The organism is Xanthobacter sp. YC-JY1 (genome assembly GCF_021730305.1).
Taxonomy (GTDB): Bacteria; Pseudomonadota; Alphaproteobacteria; order Rhizobiales; family Xanthobacteraceae; genus Xanthobacter; species Xanthobacter flavus.
Genome location: NZ_CP032674.1, coordinates 605,001 through 620,239, shown reverse-complemented (window position 1 = coordinate 620,239; position 15,239 = coordinate 605,001). Strand labels below are relative to the sequence as shown.

General features: G+C 64.3%; 14 protein-coding genes and 2 pseudogenes (1 of these 16 only partly in view). 12 read left to right on the top strand and 4 right to left on the bottom strand.

What is annotated here, in order from left to right; genetic code table 11:
- Window position 1 precedes the first annotated feature (1 nt).
- From D7006_RS02930 to D7006_RS02920, 3 genes and pseudogenes are all read left to right on the top strand, one after another.
- A complete protein-coding gene (locus D7006_RS02930; protein WP_237355480.1) occupies window positions 2-3,079 on the top strand; it encodes a type I restriction endonuclease subunit R in 3,078 nt (1,025 codons plus the stop codon).
- Window positions 3,080-3,644: 565 nt separating this feature from the next.
- Window positions 3,645-3,953 (top strand): annotated as a pseudogene (locus D7006_RS02925) (tyrosine-type recombinase/integrase); the annotation flags it as partial.
- A gap of 81 nt (window positions 3,954-4,034) precedes the next feature.
- A protein-coding gene (locus tag D7006_RS02920; RefSeq protein WP_237355479.1) for an IS3 family transposase occupies window positions 4,035-5,134 on the top strand; the annotation gives its coding sequence in 2 pieces (ribosomal slippage) (window positions 4,035-4,287 and window positions 4,287-5,134; 1,101 coding nt in all).
- A 102-nt stretch (window positions 5,135-5,236) separates the two neighbouring features.
- Here the strand turns inward: D7006_RS02920 and D7006_RS02915 are convergent.
- Window positions 5,237-6,175, bottom strand: coding sequence for a hypothetical protein (locus tag D7006_RS02915; protein WP_237355478.1), 939 nt, complete (start codon window positions 6,173-6,175; stop codon window positions 5,237-5,239).
- 8 nt (window positions 6,176-6,183) lie between these two features.
- On the bottom strand, window positions 6,184-6,432 hold the full coding sequence (locus D7006_RS02910) for a hypothetical protein (RefSeq protein ID WP_237355477.1): 249 nt from the start codon (window positions 6,430-6,432) through the stop codon (window positions 6,184-6,186).
- A 67-nt stretch (window positions 6,433-6,499) separates the two neighbouring features.
- Between D7006_RS02910 and D7006_RS02905 the strand changes: the two genes are divergently transcribed.
- On the top strand, window positions 6,500-7,294 hold the full coding sequence (locus D7006_RS02905) for a DNA-binding transcriptional regulator (protein WP_237355476.1): 795 nt from the start codon (window positions 6,500-6,502) through the stop codon (window positions 7,292-7,294).
- A gap of 55 nt (window positions 7,295-7,349) precedes the next feature.
- Here the strand turns inward: D7006_RS02905 and D7006_RS02900 are convergent, their stop codons facing one another.
- Entirely contained in the window at window positions 7,350-7,793 is a 444-nt protein-coding gene (locus D7006_RS02900; RefSeq protein ID WP_237355475.1) for a MarR family winged helix-turn-helix transcriptional regulator, read from the bottom strand.
- Window positions 7,794-7,878: 85 nt separating this feature from the next.
- Between D7006_RS02900 and D7006_RS02895 the strand changes: the two genes are divergently transcribed.
- Window positions 7,879-8,277, top strand: coding sequence for an ester cyclase (locus tag D7006_RS02895; protein ID WP_237355474.1), 399 nt, complete (start codon window positions 7,879-7,881; stop codon window positions 8,275-8,277).
- Window positions 8,278-8,306: 29 nt separating this feature from the next.
- Here D7006_RS02895 and D7006_RS02890 read toward each other — a convergent pair whose 3' ends face one another.
- Complete coding sequence (locus tag D7006_RS02890) at window positions 8,307-9,221, bottom strand: LysR family transcriptional regulator (protein ID WP_237355473.1); 915 nt, start codon at window positions 9,219-9,221, stop codon at window positions 8,307-8,309.
- 127 nt (window positions 9,222-9,348) lie between these two features.
- Between D7006_RS02890 and D7006_RS02885 the strand changes: the two genes are divergently transcribed.
- The 7 genes and pseudogenes from D7006_RS02885 to D7006_RS02855 all read left to right on the top strand — a co-directional run.
- A complete protein-coding gene (locus D7006_RS02885; protein WP_237355472.1) occupies window positions 9,349-10,092 on the top strand; it encodes a cysteine hydrolase family protein in 744 nt (247 codons plus the stop codon).
- Window positions 10,093-10,116: 24 nt separating this feature from the next.
- Window positions 10,117-11,157, top strand: a complete 1,041-nt coding sequence (locus D7006_RS02880; protein ID WP_237355471.1) for an ABC transporter substrate-binding protein — start codon at window positions 10,117-10,119, stop codon at window positions 11,155-11,157.
- 120 nt (window positions 11,158-11,277) lie between these two features.
- Window positions 11,278-12,069, top strand: coding sequence for an SDR family NAD(P)-dependent oxidoreductase (locus D7006_RS02875; RefSeq protein WP_237355470.1), 792 nt, complete (start codon window positions 11,278-11,280; stop codon window positions 12,067-12,069).
- Between the two features lie 10 nt (window positions 12,070-12,079).
- Complete coding sequence (allB, locus tag D7006_RS02870) at window positions 12,080-13,516, top strand: allantoinase AllB (RefSeq protein WP_237355469.1); 1,437 nt, start codon at window positions 12,080-12,082, stop codon at window positions 13,514-13,516.
- Window positions 13,513-14,340 carry an ABC transporter ATP-binding protein gene (locus tag D7006_RS02865; RefSeq protein WP_237355468.1) on the top strand — a complete coding sequence of 276 codons (828 nt, stop codon included), beginning with the start codon at window positions 13,513-13,515 and terminating at the stop codon, window positions 14,338-14,340. The genes allB and D7006_RS02865 overlap by 4 nt, the downstream gene beginning before the upstream one ends.
- Window positions 14,337-15,110 carry an ABC transporter permease gene (locus D7006_RS02860; protein ID WP_237355467.1) on the top strand — a complete coding sequence of 258 codons (774 nt, stop codon included), beginning with the start codon at window positions 14,337-14,339 and terminating at the stop codon, window positions 15,108-15,110. Before D7006_RS02865 ends, D7006_RS02860 begins: the two co-directional genes overlap by 4 nt.
- 8 nt (window positions 15,111-15,118) lie before the next feature.
- A pseudogene (locus D7006_RS02855) lies at window positions 15,119-15,239 on the top strand (ring-opening amidohydrolase) (its annotated part continues 938 nt past the right edge of the window); the annotation flags it as partial.

Genomic DNA, 15,239 nt, shown 5'->3' with positions numbered 1-15,239 from the left:
GATGGCCGGCCATACTGAACACGCCTTCGAGTCCGCCATCGAGCACGGTCTCATCACCGGCGACCGCTACAGGAAGCGGGCACCGGATGCCTTCGATCCCGCTACAGCCCTGTTCCCGGATGACGTGATCGGCTTTATCCGAGACAGCCAGCCCGCGCGCTGGGGACAGCTCGAAGCGATGCTGAAGGATCGCACCGCCGCCACTGTGATCGATAGCCTGACCAAGGAACTGGGGAGCAAGGGGGCGCTGGGCGTGCTGCGCCATGGCTTCAAGTGCTATGGCAAGGAACTGCGCCTTGCTTGGTTCCAGCCTAATTCGGGCATGAATATGGAAAGCGCCGCGCGCTACGCAGCCAACCGGCTGACCATCACGCGCCAGCTCTCCTTTTCCTCACAGGCGCTCAAGCGACCCGATGGCGGCCCGCGCACGTGCGTGATCGACGTAGTGCTGAGCGTGAACGGGCTGCCGGTCGTCACCGTGGAGCTGAAAAATCCGCTCACTGGCCAGCGCGCCGAGGGTGCCTGCAAGCAGTACATGACCGACCGGGACGGTCGCGATCCACTGTTCCGATTCAAGGAACGCGCGCTGGTCCATTTCGCCGTCGATCCCGACGAAGCTTGGATGACGACAGAGCTGAAGGGCGCGGAAACCGTTTTCCTGCCGTTCAACCGGGGACACGACTTCGGGGCGGGCAACCCGCCGGTCGAAGGCAATTGGAAGACGCATTATCTCTGGGACGAGGTGCTGCGGGCCGACAGCCTCCTCGACATCCTTCAGCGCTTCATGCACCTCGACGTGAGCGAGCGCACGGTGGATACGCCTACCGGCAAGCGCAAGGTGCGACGGGAAGCGATGATCTTCCCGCGCTATCATCAGTTGGACGCGGTGCGGAAGCTCGTCGGCCATGCGCGGGACAACGGGCCGGGGTGCAACTACCTGATCCAGCACTCCGCAGGCTCTGGCAAGTCGAACAGCATCGCGTGGCTCGCGCACCGGCTGGCCAGCCTGCACGACACCGCCGATGCCAAGGTCTTCGACTCGGTCATCGTCATCACCGACCGGCGCGTACTCGATCAGCAATTGCAGAACACCGTCTATCAGTTCGAGCACAAGACCGGCGTGGTCGAGAAGATAGAGGAGAATACACAGCAACTCGCCAAGGCGCTGGCCGGTGGTGTGCCGATCATCATCTCGACCATCCAGAAGTTTCCCTTCATCAGCCAGGCGATCCGCACCCTGGAGAACAAGGGCGAAGGGGTGACGCTAAACACCACCGGCAAGCGCTTCGCCGTGATCGTGGACGAGGCGCACAGCTCGCAATCGGGCGAGACGGTGGCGGCGCTCAAGGGCATCCTGAACAAGGACGGCATCGCCGACGCCATTGCCGCGCAGCTCGGTGAGGAGGAGGACGGCGAGCTATCCGAGGAGGCCAAGGCGGCGATCCTCAAAGAGGTGATGAGCCGGGCGCGTCAACCCAATCTCAGCTTTTTCGCCTTCACGGCCACGCCCAAGTTCAAGACCAAGGCCGTATTCGACGAGCCAGGGCCGTCGGGCGCCGCGCCGTTTCACGAATATTCGATGAGGCAAGCGATCGAGGAAGGCTTCATCCTGGATGTGCTTCAGAACTACACCACCTACAAGCGCTTCTTCGGTCTGGTGAAGCAGGTCGAGCACGACCCCGAGGTGCCGAAGAAGGCAGCAGCCAAGGCGCTGGGCCAGTTCTTGGAGCTGCACCCCGTCAACATTGAGCAGGTGGTTCAGGTAATCATCGAGCATTTCCGCCTGAAGGTGATGCATGAGCTGGGCGGGCGGGCGAAAGCCATGGTCGTCACCGCCTCGCGCCTCTCCGCTGTCAAGTACAAGCAGGCGTTCGACCGTTACATCAAGGACAAGGGCTACACCGGCATCCGAGCGCTGGTCGCCTTCTCCGGCAAGGTCGAGGATCCGGACCAGCCAAGATCGGCCTTCACCGAGGTCGGCATGAACGATGGCTTGCCCGAACGCGAGCTGCCCGAACGCTTCGCCGGCGAGGAATATCGGGTACTCATCGTTGCGGAGAAGTATCAGACCGGTTTCGACCAGCCGCTGTTGCAGACCATGTATGTGGTTAAGAAGCTAGCGGGTGTGCAGGCGGTTCAGACGCTATCCCGCCTGAACCGCATTGCTCCCGGCAAGACACGAACCTTCGTCCTCGATTTTCGCAATGAGGAAGACGACATCTTCCTGGCATTCAAGCCGTACTATGAGGCAACGCCAGTCGGTGACAACGCTGATCCGCAGCGGCTGAACGAGCTGCATCACAAACTGCTGCAACCGGCTATCTTCACCCCCAAGGACGTGACGGACTTTGCCGCCGTCTGGTTCAAAGCACGGCGCGATCCAAGCGGCCAGGACCACAAGCAGATGAACGCGATCCTGGATCGCTGCGTCGCCCGTTTTACGGAGCGCGAGGAGGCGGAGCAGGAGGAGTTTCGGGGGCTTCTAAGGACCTTTCGCAACCTTTACGGCTTCTTCTCTCAGATCCTTCCTTACTTCGATGAGGAGCTGGAGCGGCTCTACGCCTTCGTGCGCAACCTGGGGCCGAAGCTGCCGCTGCCGGGTGACGGCGCCAAGTTCACGCTCGATGATGACGTCGCGCTCAAGTTCTTCCGCCTCCAGCAAGTAAACGAAGGCGCTATCGATCTGTCTGAGGGCGAAGCCGATCCTCTCAAAGGGCCGACCGATGTCGGCACAGGGCGGGAGAAGGACATCGAGGTAGCGCTCTCCACCCTTGTCGATCAGCTCAATGAACGCTTCGGTACGGATTTCACAGAGGCGGACCAGTTCTTTTTCGATCAGGTCCGCGCCACAGCCGAGCTTAACGAAAAGGTCGTGGAAGCGGCAAAGGCCAATACGGAAGCCAATTTTACCACCTTCTTCGGCCGCATCCTCGACGACCTATTCATCCAGCGAATGGAGGGCAATGACGAGATTTTCAACCGTGTGATGAAAGATGAGCAGTTCCGCACTGCCGCCCAGGAACACCTGGCGCGAGAGGTCTACGAGCGCATCCGCGGCGGTCGACAGGGGGAGCAATAAGTGTAGTGCACGAGAGGCCGAACCTTCGCGACGCTCGTTTATGATGCGAACGTGCTAATGGCCGGACAATCGCTGTAGAGAATCCGCGAATCCAGCCCCCTCGGCTTGGTGGTATCGCAGTTGGTATGGAGTTGAGGCGCAGGCAGAAAGCCTATTAATTACAACGCGCGCCCAAGCCTATTGACCATCGAGTGGGAATGAAATGATGTGGTTCGCAGCGTTTCGCGAACTATCGCCACGTCCTCATAACCTGCTGAAATCAAACAAGAAGTCAATCTATCAGTATCGGAGCTTATCGCCTTGAAGCGATGGACTCTGACGGTGCGCGCGACGGTATGCGTTTTTCGCCATCCGCAGGATTTTTGCCATACCGTCAGGCCGAAAACACAAGCGGTCCATGGAGAATCAGCCTAGCGCACTGTTATATAACGATTATTCGTGTTGATTGACGGTATCGGATTTGACGGTAAAATTGGGGCTCGAAAAGACGCTTTCGATCGTCAACGAGGCCGTCCCCATGCTTACAGACATGGCCATCAAGATGGCTAAAACCAAAAGATAAATTATCAAGATCATGCTCCAGCAGATCGAGCATGTGCCGACCCTGCCAACGATCCGCCTCGGCCTGCGTCTGATCCTGCTCTCCATGGTGCGCAAGAGCGAACTGCAGGACGCCATCTGGGACGAGGTGGATTTCGAGAGCGCCGTTTGGACCATCCCGAAGGAGCGCATGAAGCGATCGAAGGCGCACAACGTTTATCTGTCGCAACAGTCGCTCGACATCCTGATTGCGCTCAAGACCTGCGCCGGCAACTCACGCTATCTCCTGCCGTCCCGCTATGATGCCGATGCCCCCATGTCGCGCGCGACCTTCTGACGTGCTCCCCGTTTTTTAGGCCAGTTTGAGCTGGAATTTTCCACTTATGATCCCCTGTCCGGGGACGAGGAGAGTTCCATGAAGGCGTCGAAGTTCACGGAAGCGCAGATCGCGTTCGTGCTGAAGCAGGCGGAAGACGGAACACCCGTGGCTGAGGTGTGCCGGAAGGCCGGGATATCGGACGCGACGTTCTACAACTGGCGCAAGAAGTATGCGGGTCTGATGCCTTCGGAGATGCGGCGTCTGCGCCAGCTCGAGGATGAGAACGCCAAGCTGAAGCGGATCGTGGCCGACCTGTCGCTCGACAACGCGATGTTGCAGGACGTGCTGTCAAAAAAGCTCTGAGGCCTGCGCGCAAGCGCGCGCTTGTGGACGGGCTGCGGGAAGACTGGAAGGTGTCGGCCAGGCGTGCCTGTGCCACCCTGGCGGTTGATCGCGCGCTCTATGCCTACAAGTCGAAGCGCGGCACGCAGGCCGAGCTGAACCAGCGGATCAAGGATATCTGCGAGACGCGCGTGCGATATGGCTATCGCCGGGTGCACATCCTGTTGCGTCGGGAGGGCTGGGCGGTCAATCCGAAGCGGATCTATCGCCTTTACAAAGACTTGGGTCTTCAGTTGCGGAACAAGGTGCCCAAGCGCCGGGTGAAGGCGAAGCTGCGGGACGACCGCCGTCCGGCGACGCGGCGCAATGAGACTTGGGCGATGGACTTCGTCCACGACCAGCTCGCCACGGGCCGCAAGATCCGGGTTCTGACCATCGTCGACACCTTCACGCGGTTCTCGCCGGCGGTGGATCCGCGGTTCAGCTATCGGGGCGAGGATATCGTGCTGACCCTGGAACGGATCTGTCGCAGCGTGGGCTATCCGCAAAGCATCCGGGTGGATCAGGGCTCGGAGTTCGTCAGTCGGGATCTCGACCTGTGGGCCTATCAGAAGGGCGTGGTGCTCGACTTCTCGCGGCCTGGCAAGCCGACGGACAACGGCTTCATCGAGTCGTTCAACGGCAAGCTCCGGGCAGAATGCCTGAACACGCACTGGTTCATGAGCCTTGACGACGCGCGGGCGAAAATGGAGGCTTGGCGTAGAGACTATAACGAGGTCCGGCCGCACAGCGCGATCGGCAACAAGCCGCCGATCGCGCTCATGAATGGCTCTCCGGCATCCCCGCCGGAATGAGCCCTAACCCCGGAATTTTCCAGCTCCGGCTGGCCTAGATTTAGGGAGCGCTTCAAACCCCGGAATTTTCCAGCTCTGGGTGGCCTAGAAACGGGGAGCGCTTCACGAGGCCACACAACGAGATCGACTGCTCATTGCGGTGACGGGGGCAGGTTTCATCGAACAGTCGCTCGGTGATGGCGGTGGCGAATCCTCGCCGTTCCGCCCATTGGCGGTAACGCGCGTCTTCTTTTCGCCAAGCATCGTGCGGTCCGAGAGGATTGAGGTGCTTTCGGTCGAGGGGGTGATCACATCTACGTCCTGGAGGAGCAATTCCACTTTCGCGTCGGCCGAGTATGGCAAAAGCCCGAGTCCCCAGAGATAGGCCTTGCCGAGATGTCCGAGGCCGATGAGCCAGAGGCGGGATGGAAGATAGGAGAGCTCCGGCGTGCTCGCGTCACACGACATCCAGTCGGTCGACCGCGACAGGTTCCAGAGATTGAGTCCGGCGGTTCGCTTTCCGGCGAAGGGTCTGTCGCCCAAAAGATGGAGGAATGCTTCGTTGATCGCAAATGCGGCGGCGAGCATCGGCGCCAAAGCCATCGGGCCGATCTCGCCGCGGTCAGGACCTTCAGCGTGACCGGGCACGATCCCGCCGCGCCAGCCATCGAATACCGCCCTGATCGAGAAGCCATCTGACTTTTGCTTGGCCAGACCGCCGATCGAGATGTGCGGGATGCCCGCGGTCGCTGCCTCTAGCGTGCCGCCTGCGGCCGCGACGGCGTGTCGGAGCGTCTGGCCGGGGGACACCGGAACGTTCAGCGGCACATCAAGGTCTTTCTCGACGGTTACGCCGCCGAGAAAAACGCGCCGGCCGAGCTCCACTGCGGTCAGCAGCGCGGCCTGATGATGACGATCGATCGCCTCGTCCGGTCCTATGGACAAAGCGATCCGATAGCAGCGTAGCAGAGCCTCGGCCTCTTGGCGGCTTGCGACCGTGCCATTGTCCATGGCTCGCTTGGCGAGCCGATGCATCTCGTCGGCAGGGGTAAAAGTGATCATCGCAATCCTCAAACTCCAATGTTGAAGAATTGGCGACGTTGAACACGCGGCACGGTGTGCCAAGCGCCGCCGCCGAGGTAACGGTAGATGCCGATGTCGTCGTGCTGGATCGGCTTGCGCGCGAAGCGCGGGAGGATCAGCGCGATATGCCCGGCCTGCGATACCATGGGATAGGCGCGATCGGAGTTACTCTGCCCGGAATCGCCGGGATGGACATGCACGTCGGCGACAACGGTCAGACCGCGCTCCCGGCACATCGCCCACAGCCGTGCGGAACACATCGCGCCTGGTCTATGCTGGCGAAAAGCGCGGGAGCGAAACCACATGGCGGAGGCAAGCCGCTACAAGACTGTTCGGGGGCTGAGCCGCGGGCTCGCGCTCCTCAATGTCCTCAACCGCATTGATGGAGGCGCAAACGTCGCGCGACTCGCGGAGCAGACCAAGCTGCACCGCACCGCCGTGCAGCGGCTTCTGGAGACGTTGCAGAGCGAAGGCTATGTCCGGCGCAGAGGGGCCGATGATCGCTACGGCCTGAACCTTCGGGTGCGCGAACTCAGCGAGGGCTTTCGCGACGAACACTGGATTTCCGCGCTGGCATCGCCACTGCTCGGCGAGTTGCTGCGGGAGGTGGGCTGGCCGACGGCCCTGTGCACCTTCGACGTGGACGCCATGGTGGTGCGCGAGACCACCCACCGCTTCAGCAAACTCTCCTTCCACCGCTCCATGATCGGCCGGCGCCTGCCCATGCTCCAGACAGCGAGCGGCACAGCCTATCTCGCCTTCTGTCCCGAGGATGAACGCGAACGCATCATCGATTTTCTCGCCAGACAACCGCGGATGGAATGCCGGCTGGCCCGCGACCGCCCAGCCCTGAACGATCTGCTCGCCCGCGTGGCGCAGCAGGGATATGGCTTCAACCACATGAACTGGACGGAAGAGCCGAAGATGGCCGGGATCGCGGTTCCGATCCGCAGCGCGCAAGGTCTTCTGGGCTGCCTGAGCGTCGTCTACATTGCGTCGGCGATGACGACTGCAGTCGCGGCCTCTCGATATCTGGAATCGCTGCGCAAGGTCGTCAGATCTCTGGAAGTCGAGACCGTGAAGGCGGATGCCGTCTAGGCGAATTTTGGCCGGGAATACGGCCACCACCCGCGATCCGAACTGACGTCCGGCTTCAGCCTTCGCCCCGTTCCAAGGCCGAACCAAGCGCCTCTAGCAGAGTGTGCGCGGGCGCGATGGCTTCGGCCGGGATGGTGGTCGAAAGCGCCTCGATCCATTTGGCCTGCACCTTCATCAGCATGCGATAGGCATCGGCGCCCTGGGGAGTGGGCTCGAGCAGCTTGGCGCGGGCATGCCGCGGATTGGGATGGTAGGCCGCGAGCCCGAGGCGCACCATTTCATCGGCGAGCCGCTGGACGTTCTGCCGGGTTTGGGAGAGACGCCGCGCCACATCGGCGACGGTCGAAGGGTCATGGACGATGACGCCCATCACCTGCCATCGCGCAGCCGTCAGGCCAAAGCGCGCGCTGAGCCTGTTGCCGGCCTCGACCAGCCGGTTGGACACCTGAAGGATGTCCCAGACCAGGCGGCTCAGCTCTTCATTCTTCCTGCGATCCACGACGGCCTTCCCCGGCTTCGATGCAAATTGACAACAAGCTGTCATTTATACAATTTGACAACATACTGTCAATGAGGACGCGGCCATGACTCCCACCGAACTCGTGAGATCCCTCTATGAGGATTGCCTCAATCCGCGCCGGCTCGATCGGCTTCCGGACTATTTGTCAGACGGCTTCATCGGATCCAATGGTGAACAGGGTCCGGCCGGATTCCGGCAGACCATCGAGCGCATGGTTGGGGCCTTTCCCGACCTTCGCTTCGAAATCGAGGATCTGTTCGGTGTCGGTGAAAAGGCATGCGTCCGCTGGCGCTTCGAGGCGGCGCAGCTTGGCCCGCTGTCCGGCTTCGCCCCCACCGGAAAGGTCGCGGTTCAGCAGGGCATTGCCATCTATGAGGCCGACCGGGGCAAGCTCACGCGGGCATGGCTGCAAGTGGATCGGCTGGGCGTCCTCATGCAGATCGGGGCGGTGAAGCTCGGCTGAGGATGCAGCGGAGAAGCGGAGGCCCTGCGCTACCCCGCCGGCACCTCCATGCGCCCGCGCAACGCGCCCGCCAGGTGCTCGGCGAACTGGGCGCTGGGCAGAGGCAGGTTGCGGTCGCGCAGCTGGCCCAGCACGAGGTCGGCGCTCGGCAGGTCGCGCTCGTCCACCGGGCGCACGACTATGCCGGGCGGCATGGCGTCCGGCTCGGCACCGATCTCGATCTGGAACGAGATCATGCCGGTATGGGCGACGAGGCCGCGCAGCAGCTCGAAGGAATTGGTCTCGGCCGCCACCGACAGCTTGAGCCCCGCGCGGGAGAGGCGCTCCTCGATCATCTGCCGCCCGCCGGTGGAGAATTCCGGTAAGGCGAGGGGATGACCAGTGCAGTCGGCGAGGCGCAGCTTCGCCTTGCGGGCGAGCGGGTGGTCCGCATTCATCAGCGCCACGAGCCGCTGCGGCAGGGTCATGATCGGCCTGAGGCGCCCGAGGAAGGGCGGGCGGAAGACGAGGATGAGGTCCACCACATAGTCCACCAGCAGGCCCATGGCCCGCTCATGGTCCACCACCATCACCTCGAACGTCATCAGCGGATAGCGCTTGCGGAAGGCGCCGATCTGCCGGGGCAGGAAATCGTGGGCCAGCGCCTGGCTGCAGGCAATCCGCACCGTGCCCCGGCGCAGGCCGCGCAGATCCTCGAGCTGCGAGCGCATCCGGTCGGCGTCATTCAGCTGCTCGCGCACATAGGTGAGGAAGACCTCGCCGGCCGAGGTGAGGCGAACGCCGCGGGGGCGCCGCTCCAGCAGCTTCAGCCCCAGTTCCTCCTCCAGATCCATGATGCGCCGGTTGAGGGCGGAGGGCGTCACGTTGAGCCGGTCGGCCGCACCGCGGATGGAGCCGGTGCGCGCCACCTCGTCCATGTAGCGCAGGAATCTGAGGTGCCGCATGCCGTCTCCACCCATCGTAGCCTTTTAGGCTACAGCATGTGGAATAATCGGCAATGGATCGCATCAGTGACCCATGCCAGTCTCCATCCGTTTGGAGAGCCCCTCTCCAGCCTGCCGCGAGCGCCCCATGTCCCTGTCCAGCCCTCCCCCGCTGCGCTTCGCCCGTCCCGTGCCCACGCCCCGGCCGGTCACGATCCCCGGCGCGCCGCAGCCGGCCGAGATCGACCTCGCCCGCTCCGCGCTGGTCATCGTGGACATGCAGAACGATTTTCTCGAACCCGATGGCTGGTTTCCCCGCCTCGGCGTCGATCCCTCACCGCTCCTCGCCATCGTGCCGCGCCTTCAGGCGCTGATGACGGCCGCGCGGGCGGCGGGCCTGCCGGTGATCTTCGTGAACTGGGGGGTGCGGGCGGACCGTGCGGAGCTTTCGGCCCCGCTCCTCGCCAAGGCGTCGGGCGCGGGCACGCGGCCCGTCTATGCCGATCCCTCGGTGGAAGGGCGCGGGCGCATTCTCGTGGAAGGCGACTGGGGCGCCGCGACCATCGACGCGCTGGCGCCGGAGCCGGGCGACCTCGTGGTGCACAAGCATCGCCTGTCCGGCTTCCACGACAACGAGCTGGACTCCATCCTGCGCAACCGCGGCATCGACACGCTGCTGTTCTCGGGCGTCAACATCGACCGCTGCGTGTTCTCCACGCTCTGTGACGCGAGCTTTCGCGGCTATGGCTGCCTGCTGGTCGAAGACGCCTGCGCCACCGTCTCACCGGCCTATGTGTCGGACGCCATCCTCTTCCTCGTGCGCCAGCTCTATGGCGTGACGCTTTCGAGCGGCGACCTCCTCGCCGCCCTTGAAGACCAGCCTCAACAATAACCAGAGCCAGACGGGACCTTCAGAATGACACTCCGGACACTCTCGCGACGCCTTGCGCTTGCCCTTGCCCTCGGCGTCGCCTCGACGGCCGCCGCCGGCCTGCCGGCCCTCGCCGACACCAAGCTGAAGATGGTGCTCAACTGGAAGTATCAGGGCCCGCAGGGCATGTTCTTCCTGGCTCAGGACCGCGGATACTTCAAGGCGGAGGGCCTGGACGTCACCTTCGACCAGGGCAACGGCTCCGGCGCCGCGGTGCCGCTGGTGGCGAACGGCACCTATGACATGGGCTTCGGCGACGTGAACGCGCTCATCGAGCTCGCCGCCAAGAAGCCGGAGGGCGCCCCGGTCGCCGTCTACATCATGTTCAACCAGCCGCCCTTCACCATCGCGGTGAAGGCGGACAGCCCGATCAAGACGCCCAAGGATCTGGAAGGCAAGACGCTCGGCGGCGCGGCCAATGACGGCGCGCTGAAGCTCTTCCCGGCCTTCTGCAAGATGGCGAAGATCGACTGCTCCGGTATCAAGATCACCAACATGCAGCCCAACCTGCGCGAGCAGATGCTGATGCAGGGCCAGGTGGACGGCGTGTTCGGCTATGTGAACACCATCCGCTTCTCCGCCAAGCTGATCGGCGCCGGCGATGACAAGCTGCGCTACATCAACTTCGGCGATTACGGCATGGATCTTTATTCCAACGGCATCATCGTCTCCGCTGATCTCATCAAGAACAATCCCGAGGCCATCAAGGGCTTCCTGCGCGCCCTCAACAAGGGCGTCATCGACACCCTGAAGGACCCGGACGCCGCCGTGGCCGCCGTCGCCAAGCGTGAGCCGCTCATCAAGATCCCGGTGGAGAAGGAGCGCCTCGACGCCACCCTGAAGGCGGAGATGAACCACCCGGAGATCGCCAAGATCGGCCTCGGCAACGTGGACATGAAGCGCCTCCAGGACTCCATCGACATCCTGGTGGACGCCAACAAGCTGCCCACCACGCCGAAGGCCTCACAGATCTTCGATCCCGCCTTCCTGCCGCCGGTGGCGGACCTGCCCAAGAAGCTGTTCTGAACGAGCTGTTCTGAACGAGCTGTTCTGAACGAGCAGTCCTGAACCAGACGTTCCGACGTCCCGACCCGGCGCCGCTCCCGCGAGCGGAGCGGCGCCCGCCCCCTACCCAACGGACCTCCCATGGATCTCAAGCTCAAGGATCGCGTCGCGCTGATCACCGGCCCCGCCAAGGGCATGGGCGCCGCCATCACCCGCGCCTTCGCGGCCGAAGGCTGCCGCCTCGCCCTCATCGGCCGTGACACGGCGGCCATCGCGCCGATCGCCGACGAGCTGCGCGCTGCCGGCGCCGAGGCCATCGTCATCGCCTGCGACCTGACCGACGCCGATGCCTGCGATGCCGCCGCCGCACGGACGGTCGAAGCCTTCGGCACGGTGGACATCCTCGTCAACGTGGCCGGCGGCTCCGGCCCCATCGGCAAGACCGGCGTGGAGACGACGCCCGCGGAGTTCGACGAGATCGTCACCCTCAACATGAACGGCTGCTTCCACACCATGCGCGCCGTGCTGCCCACCATGATCGAGCGCCGCTATGGCAAGATCGTCAATGTGGGCGGCACCTTCGGCATGCGCGGGCGGGCCGGGCGCATGGCCTATTCGGCCTCCAAATGGGGACTGCGTGGCGTCACCAAGAGCTTCGCGCTGGAGGTGGGCCAGCACAACATCAACGTGAACTGCGTGGAGCCCGGCATGGTGGACGGCCCGCGCTTCCGCGAGAAGGTCTGCGCCGACATGGCGAAGAAGCTCTCCATCACGCTGGAGGAAGCCATGGCCCGCCACGCGGCGGACTATGCGCTGCGCCGCGTGACCACCGACGAGGACGTGGCCAATGCCTGCCTGTTCCTCGCCAGCGACGTATCCCGCCAGCTCACCGGCATCGACATGCCGGTCGACGGCGGCTGGGCGATGCTCTGAGGAGGATGACATGAACGAACCGGTCGATCTCGTCATCCATGGCGGGCGCATCGTCTCCCCCGAGACGGTCATCGAGGCCTCCATCGCCATCCGCGGCGAGACGATCGTCGCCGTGGGCGCGCCCGATGCCATGCCGGAGGCGAAGGAGACCTTCGACGCCACGGGCCTCCACATCCTGCCCGGCGCCATCGACGTGCATGTGCACTTCCGCGATCCCGGCTACACCCACAAGGAAGACTTCGAGAGCGGCACCGCCGCCGCGGCGTTCGGTGGCGTGACCACCGTGTTCGACATGCCCAACACCATCCCCACCGTGGCGGATGGGGAGACGCTCAAGGAGAAGCACGCCATCGCCGCCTCCAAGGCGCATGTGGACTACGGCCTCTATGCGGTGCTCGGCGAGGACACCATCGACAAGGTGCCTGAGCTGATCGAGGCCGGGATCATCGGCTTCAAGTGCTACATGGGGAACACCTTCGGCCGCATCCCGACGCCCTCCACGGGGGCCATGCTGGAGGCGTTCGAGATGGTGGCGCCCACCGGCAAGCGCATCTCGCTGCATGCCGAGACCAATTCGGTGATGGAACGGCGCCAGAAGCGCCTGACCGAGAGTGGCCGCAACGATCCGCTCGCCCATCTCGCCTCCCGCCCCGCCGTTGTGGCGGTGGAAGCCGTGGCCCGCGCCGCCATCCTCGCCGAATGGACCGGCGCGCGCATCCACATCCTGCACATTTCCTCCGCCGCAGAACTCGGCCCGCTGCGCGATGCCAAGGCGCGCGGCGTCGACATCACCGGCGAGACCTGCCCGCATTACCTGATGCTGGGCGAGGACGATTACGCCCGCTGCCGCGGCATCATCCGCGTCAACCCGCCGGTGCGCGAAAGCGTGAACAACGAACCGCTCTGGGCCGGCCTCCTCGACGGCACCATCGACATGATCGCCACCGATCACGCCCCACACACGCCGGAGGAGAAGACCCGCGCCGACATCTGGAGCGTGGATTGCGGCTTCCCCGGCGTCGAGACGCAGATGCCGCTCATGCTCACCGAGGTGGCGGCCGGCCGCTACGACATCCGCGACTATGTGCGCTGGAGCGCGGTGAACCCGGCCGAGGTGTGGGGGCTCTACCCGAAGAAGGGCGCGATCCTGCCCGGCGCCGACGCGGACCTCGCCTTCGTGGACCTGAACCACGCCTGGACGCTGCGCGATGCCGATCTCCAGTCCCGCTCCAAGATCTCCCCCTGGGACGGACGGGGCGTGGTGGGCCTGCCGCGCCATACCATGGTGCGCGGTCGCTTCGTGATGAAGGATCGCGCGCTGGTGGCGGAGACGAAGGGCCACGGTCGCTCGGTCCACGCCATCCAGCAGATGCCAGAGGCGAAGCCGCTGCACACGGACGAGACCATGGCGGCCGTCATCGCCCACCGGCCGGAGGCGGCGGCATGAATGAGGATGCCCCTCCCTTCGTCCATCTCCAGGACGTGCGCCTCACCTATGGCCACGGCGATCGTACAGTGGAGGCGCTCGGCACCACCAATCTCAAGGTCGGCAAGGGCGATTTCGTCGCCCTCGTCGGCCCCTCCGGCTGCGGCAAGTCCACGATCCTCAAGCTGGTGACAGGGCTGATCCCCGCCTCGGCCGGCTGGGTGTTCGTGGCCCAGCGCGAGGTCGGCGCCGAGCCGGTGCGGGTGGGCATGGCCTTCCAGAACCCGACCCTGCTGCCCTGGCTCACCATCCGCCAGAACGTGATGCTGCCGCTGAAGATCGTGCCGCCCTTCCGGCAGCAATATCGCGCCAAGAAGAAGACCGAGTTCCGCGACCGCGCCGACGCCCTGCTGGAACAGGTCGGCCTCGCAGGCTTCGGCGACAAGTTTCCCTGGCAGCTCTCCGGCGGCATGCTCCAGCGCGCCTCGCTCTGCCGCGCGCTGATCCACGACCCCCAGCTCCTGATGCTGGACGAGCCGTTCGGCGCCCTCGACCAGTTCACCCGCGAGGAATTGTGGGCGATCCTTCAGGACCTTTGGCTGACGCGCCGGCCGACCGTGCTGCTCGTCACCCATGATCTCAAGGAAGCCGGCTACCTCGCCAATCGCGTCTGCGTCATGCGCGCCCGGCCGGGCCGGATCGTCGAGGATTGCGCGGTGGATTTCGTCCGCCCCCGCACCATCGAGATGACCTACGAACCGGGCTTCGTCTCCCTCACCCAGCGTTTGCGCGAACTCATCGTTTCAGCCCGCGCGCCCGACGCCGCAGTGGAGAGCGCCGCATGACCTACGCCCTGCGCCGCCGCCTGAATTCAGCTGCCGTCATCATCGGCTTCTTCGTCGTCTGGGAACTCGCCTGCGTGATCTTCCACATCAAAGAGATCGTCCTGCCGCGGCCGAGCCAGGTGTTCGAAACACTCTGGCTGCAGGCTCCCGCCATTTGGCCGCACACGGTGCAGACGCTCTACACCACGCTGGTGGGCTTCGCCCTCGGCATCATCTCCGGTGTGCTGCTGGGCGTGCTCATCGGCTCCTCGCGCCTCGCCTATGACACCGGCTATCCGCTGCTGATCGGCTTCTCCTCCATCCCGAAGGTGGCGGTCGTGCCGATCTTCGTCCTGTGGTTCGGGGCGGGCACGGTGCCGGCGGTGCTCACCGCCATGATCATGAGCCTCTTCCCAATCGTCGTGAACGTCGCCACCGGCCTTGCCACCACGGAGCCGGAGCTGGAGGACGTGATGAAGGCGCTCAGGGCCACCAAGCTCGACATTCTGTTCAATGTCGGCCTGCCCCGCGCCATGCCCTATTTCTTCGCCTCCCTGAAGGTGTCCGTGACGCTCGCCTTCGTGGGCACCGTGATCGCCGAGACGGTGGCCTCGAACCAGGGCATCGGCAACCTCATGATGATCGCCTCTTCCTCCTTCGATGTGCCCCTCGTCTTCGCCGGGCTGCTCGTGCTGGCGCTGCTGGGCGTCGGCCTCTACGCCATCTTCTCCCTCATCGAAGGGCGGGTGATCGGCTGGGCGCGGCGCAAGGACGATGCGGGCTTCGCCTGAGACACGCCATGCCCACAGCCAAGGTCCATCGCATCCCCACGGCAAGCCCCGACGACGTGTCGGGTCTTGCCGCCGCAATCGCCTCCGGCGCCATCGCGCCCGAGGGCATCCTCGCCATCTTCGGCAAGA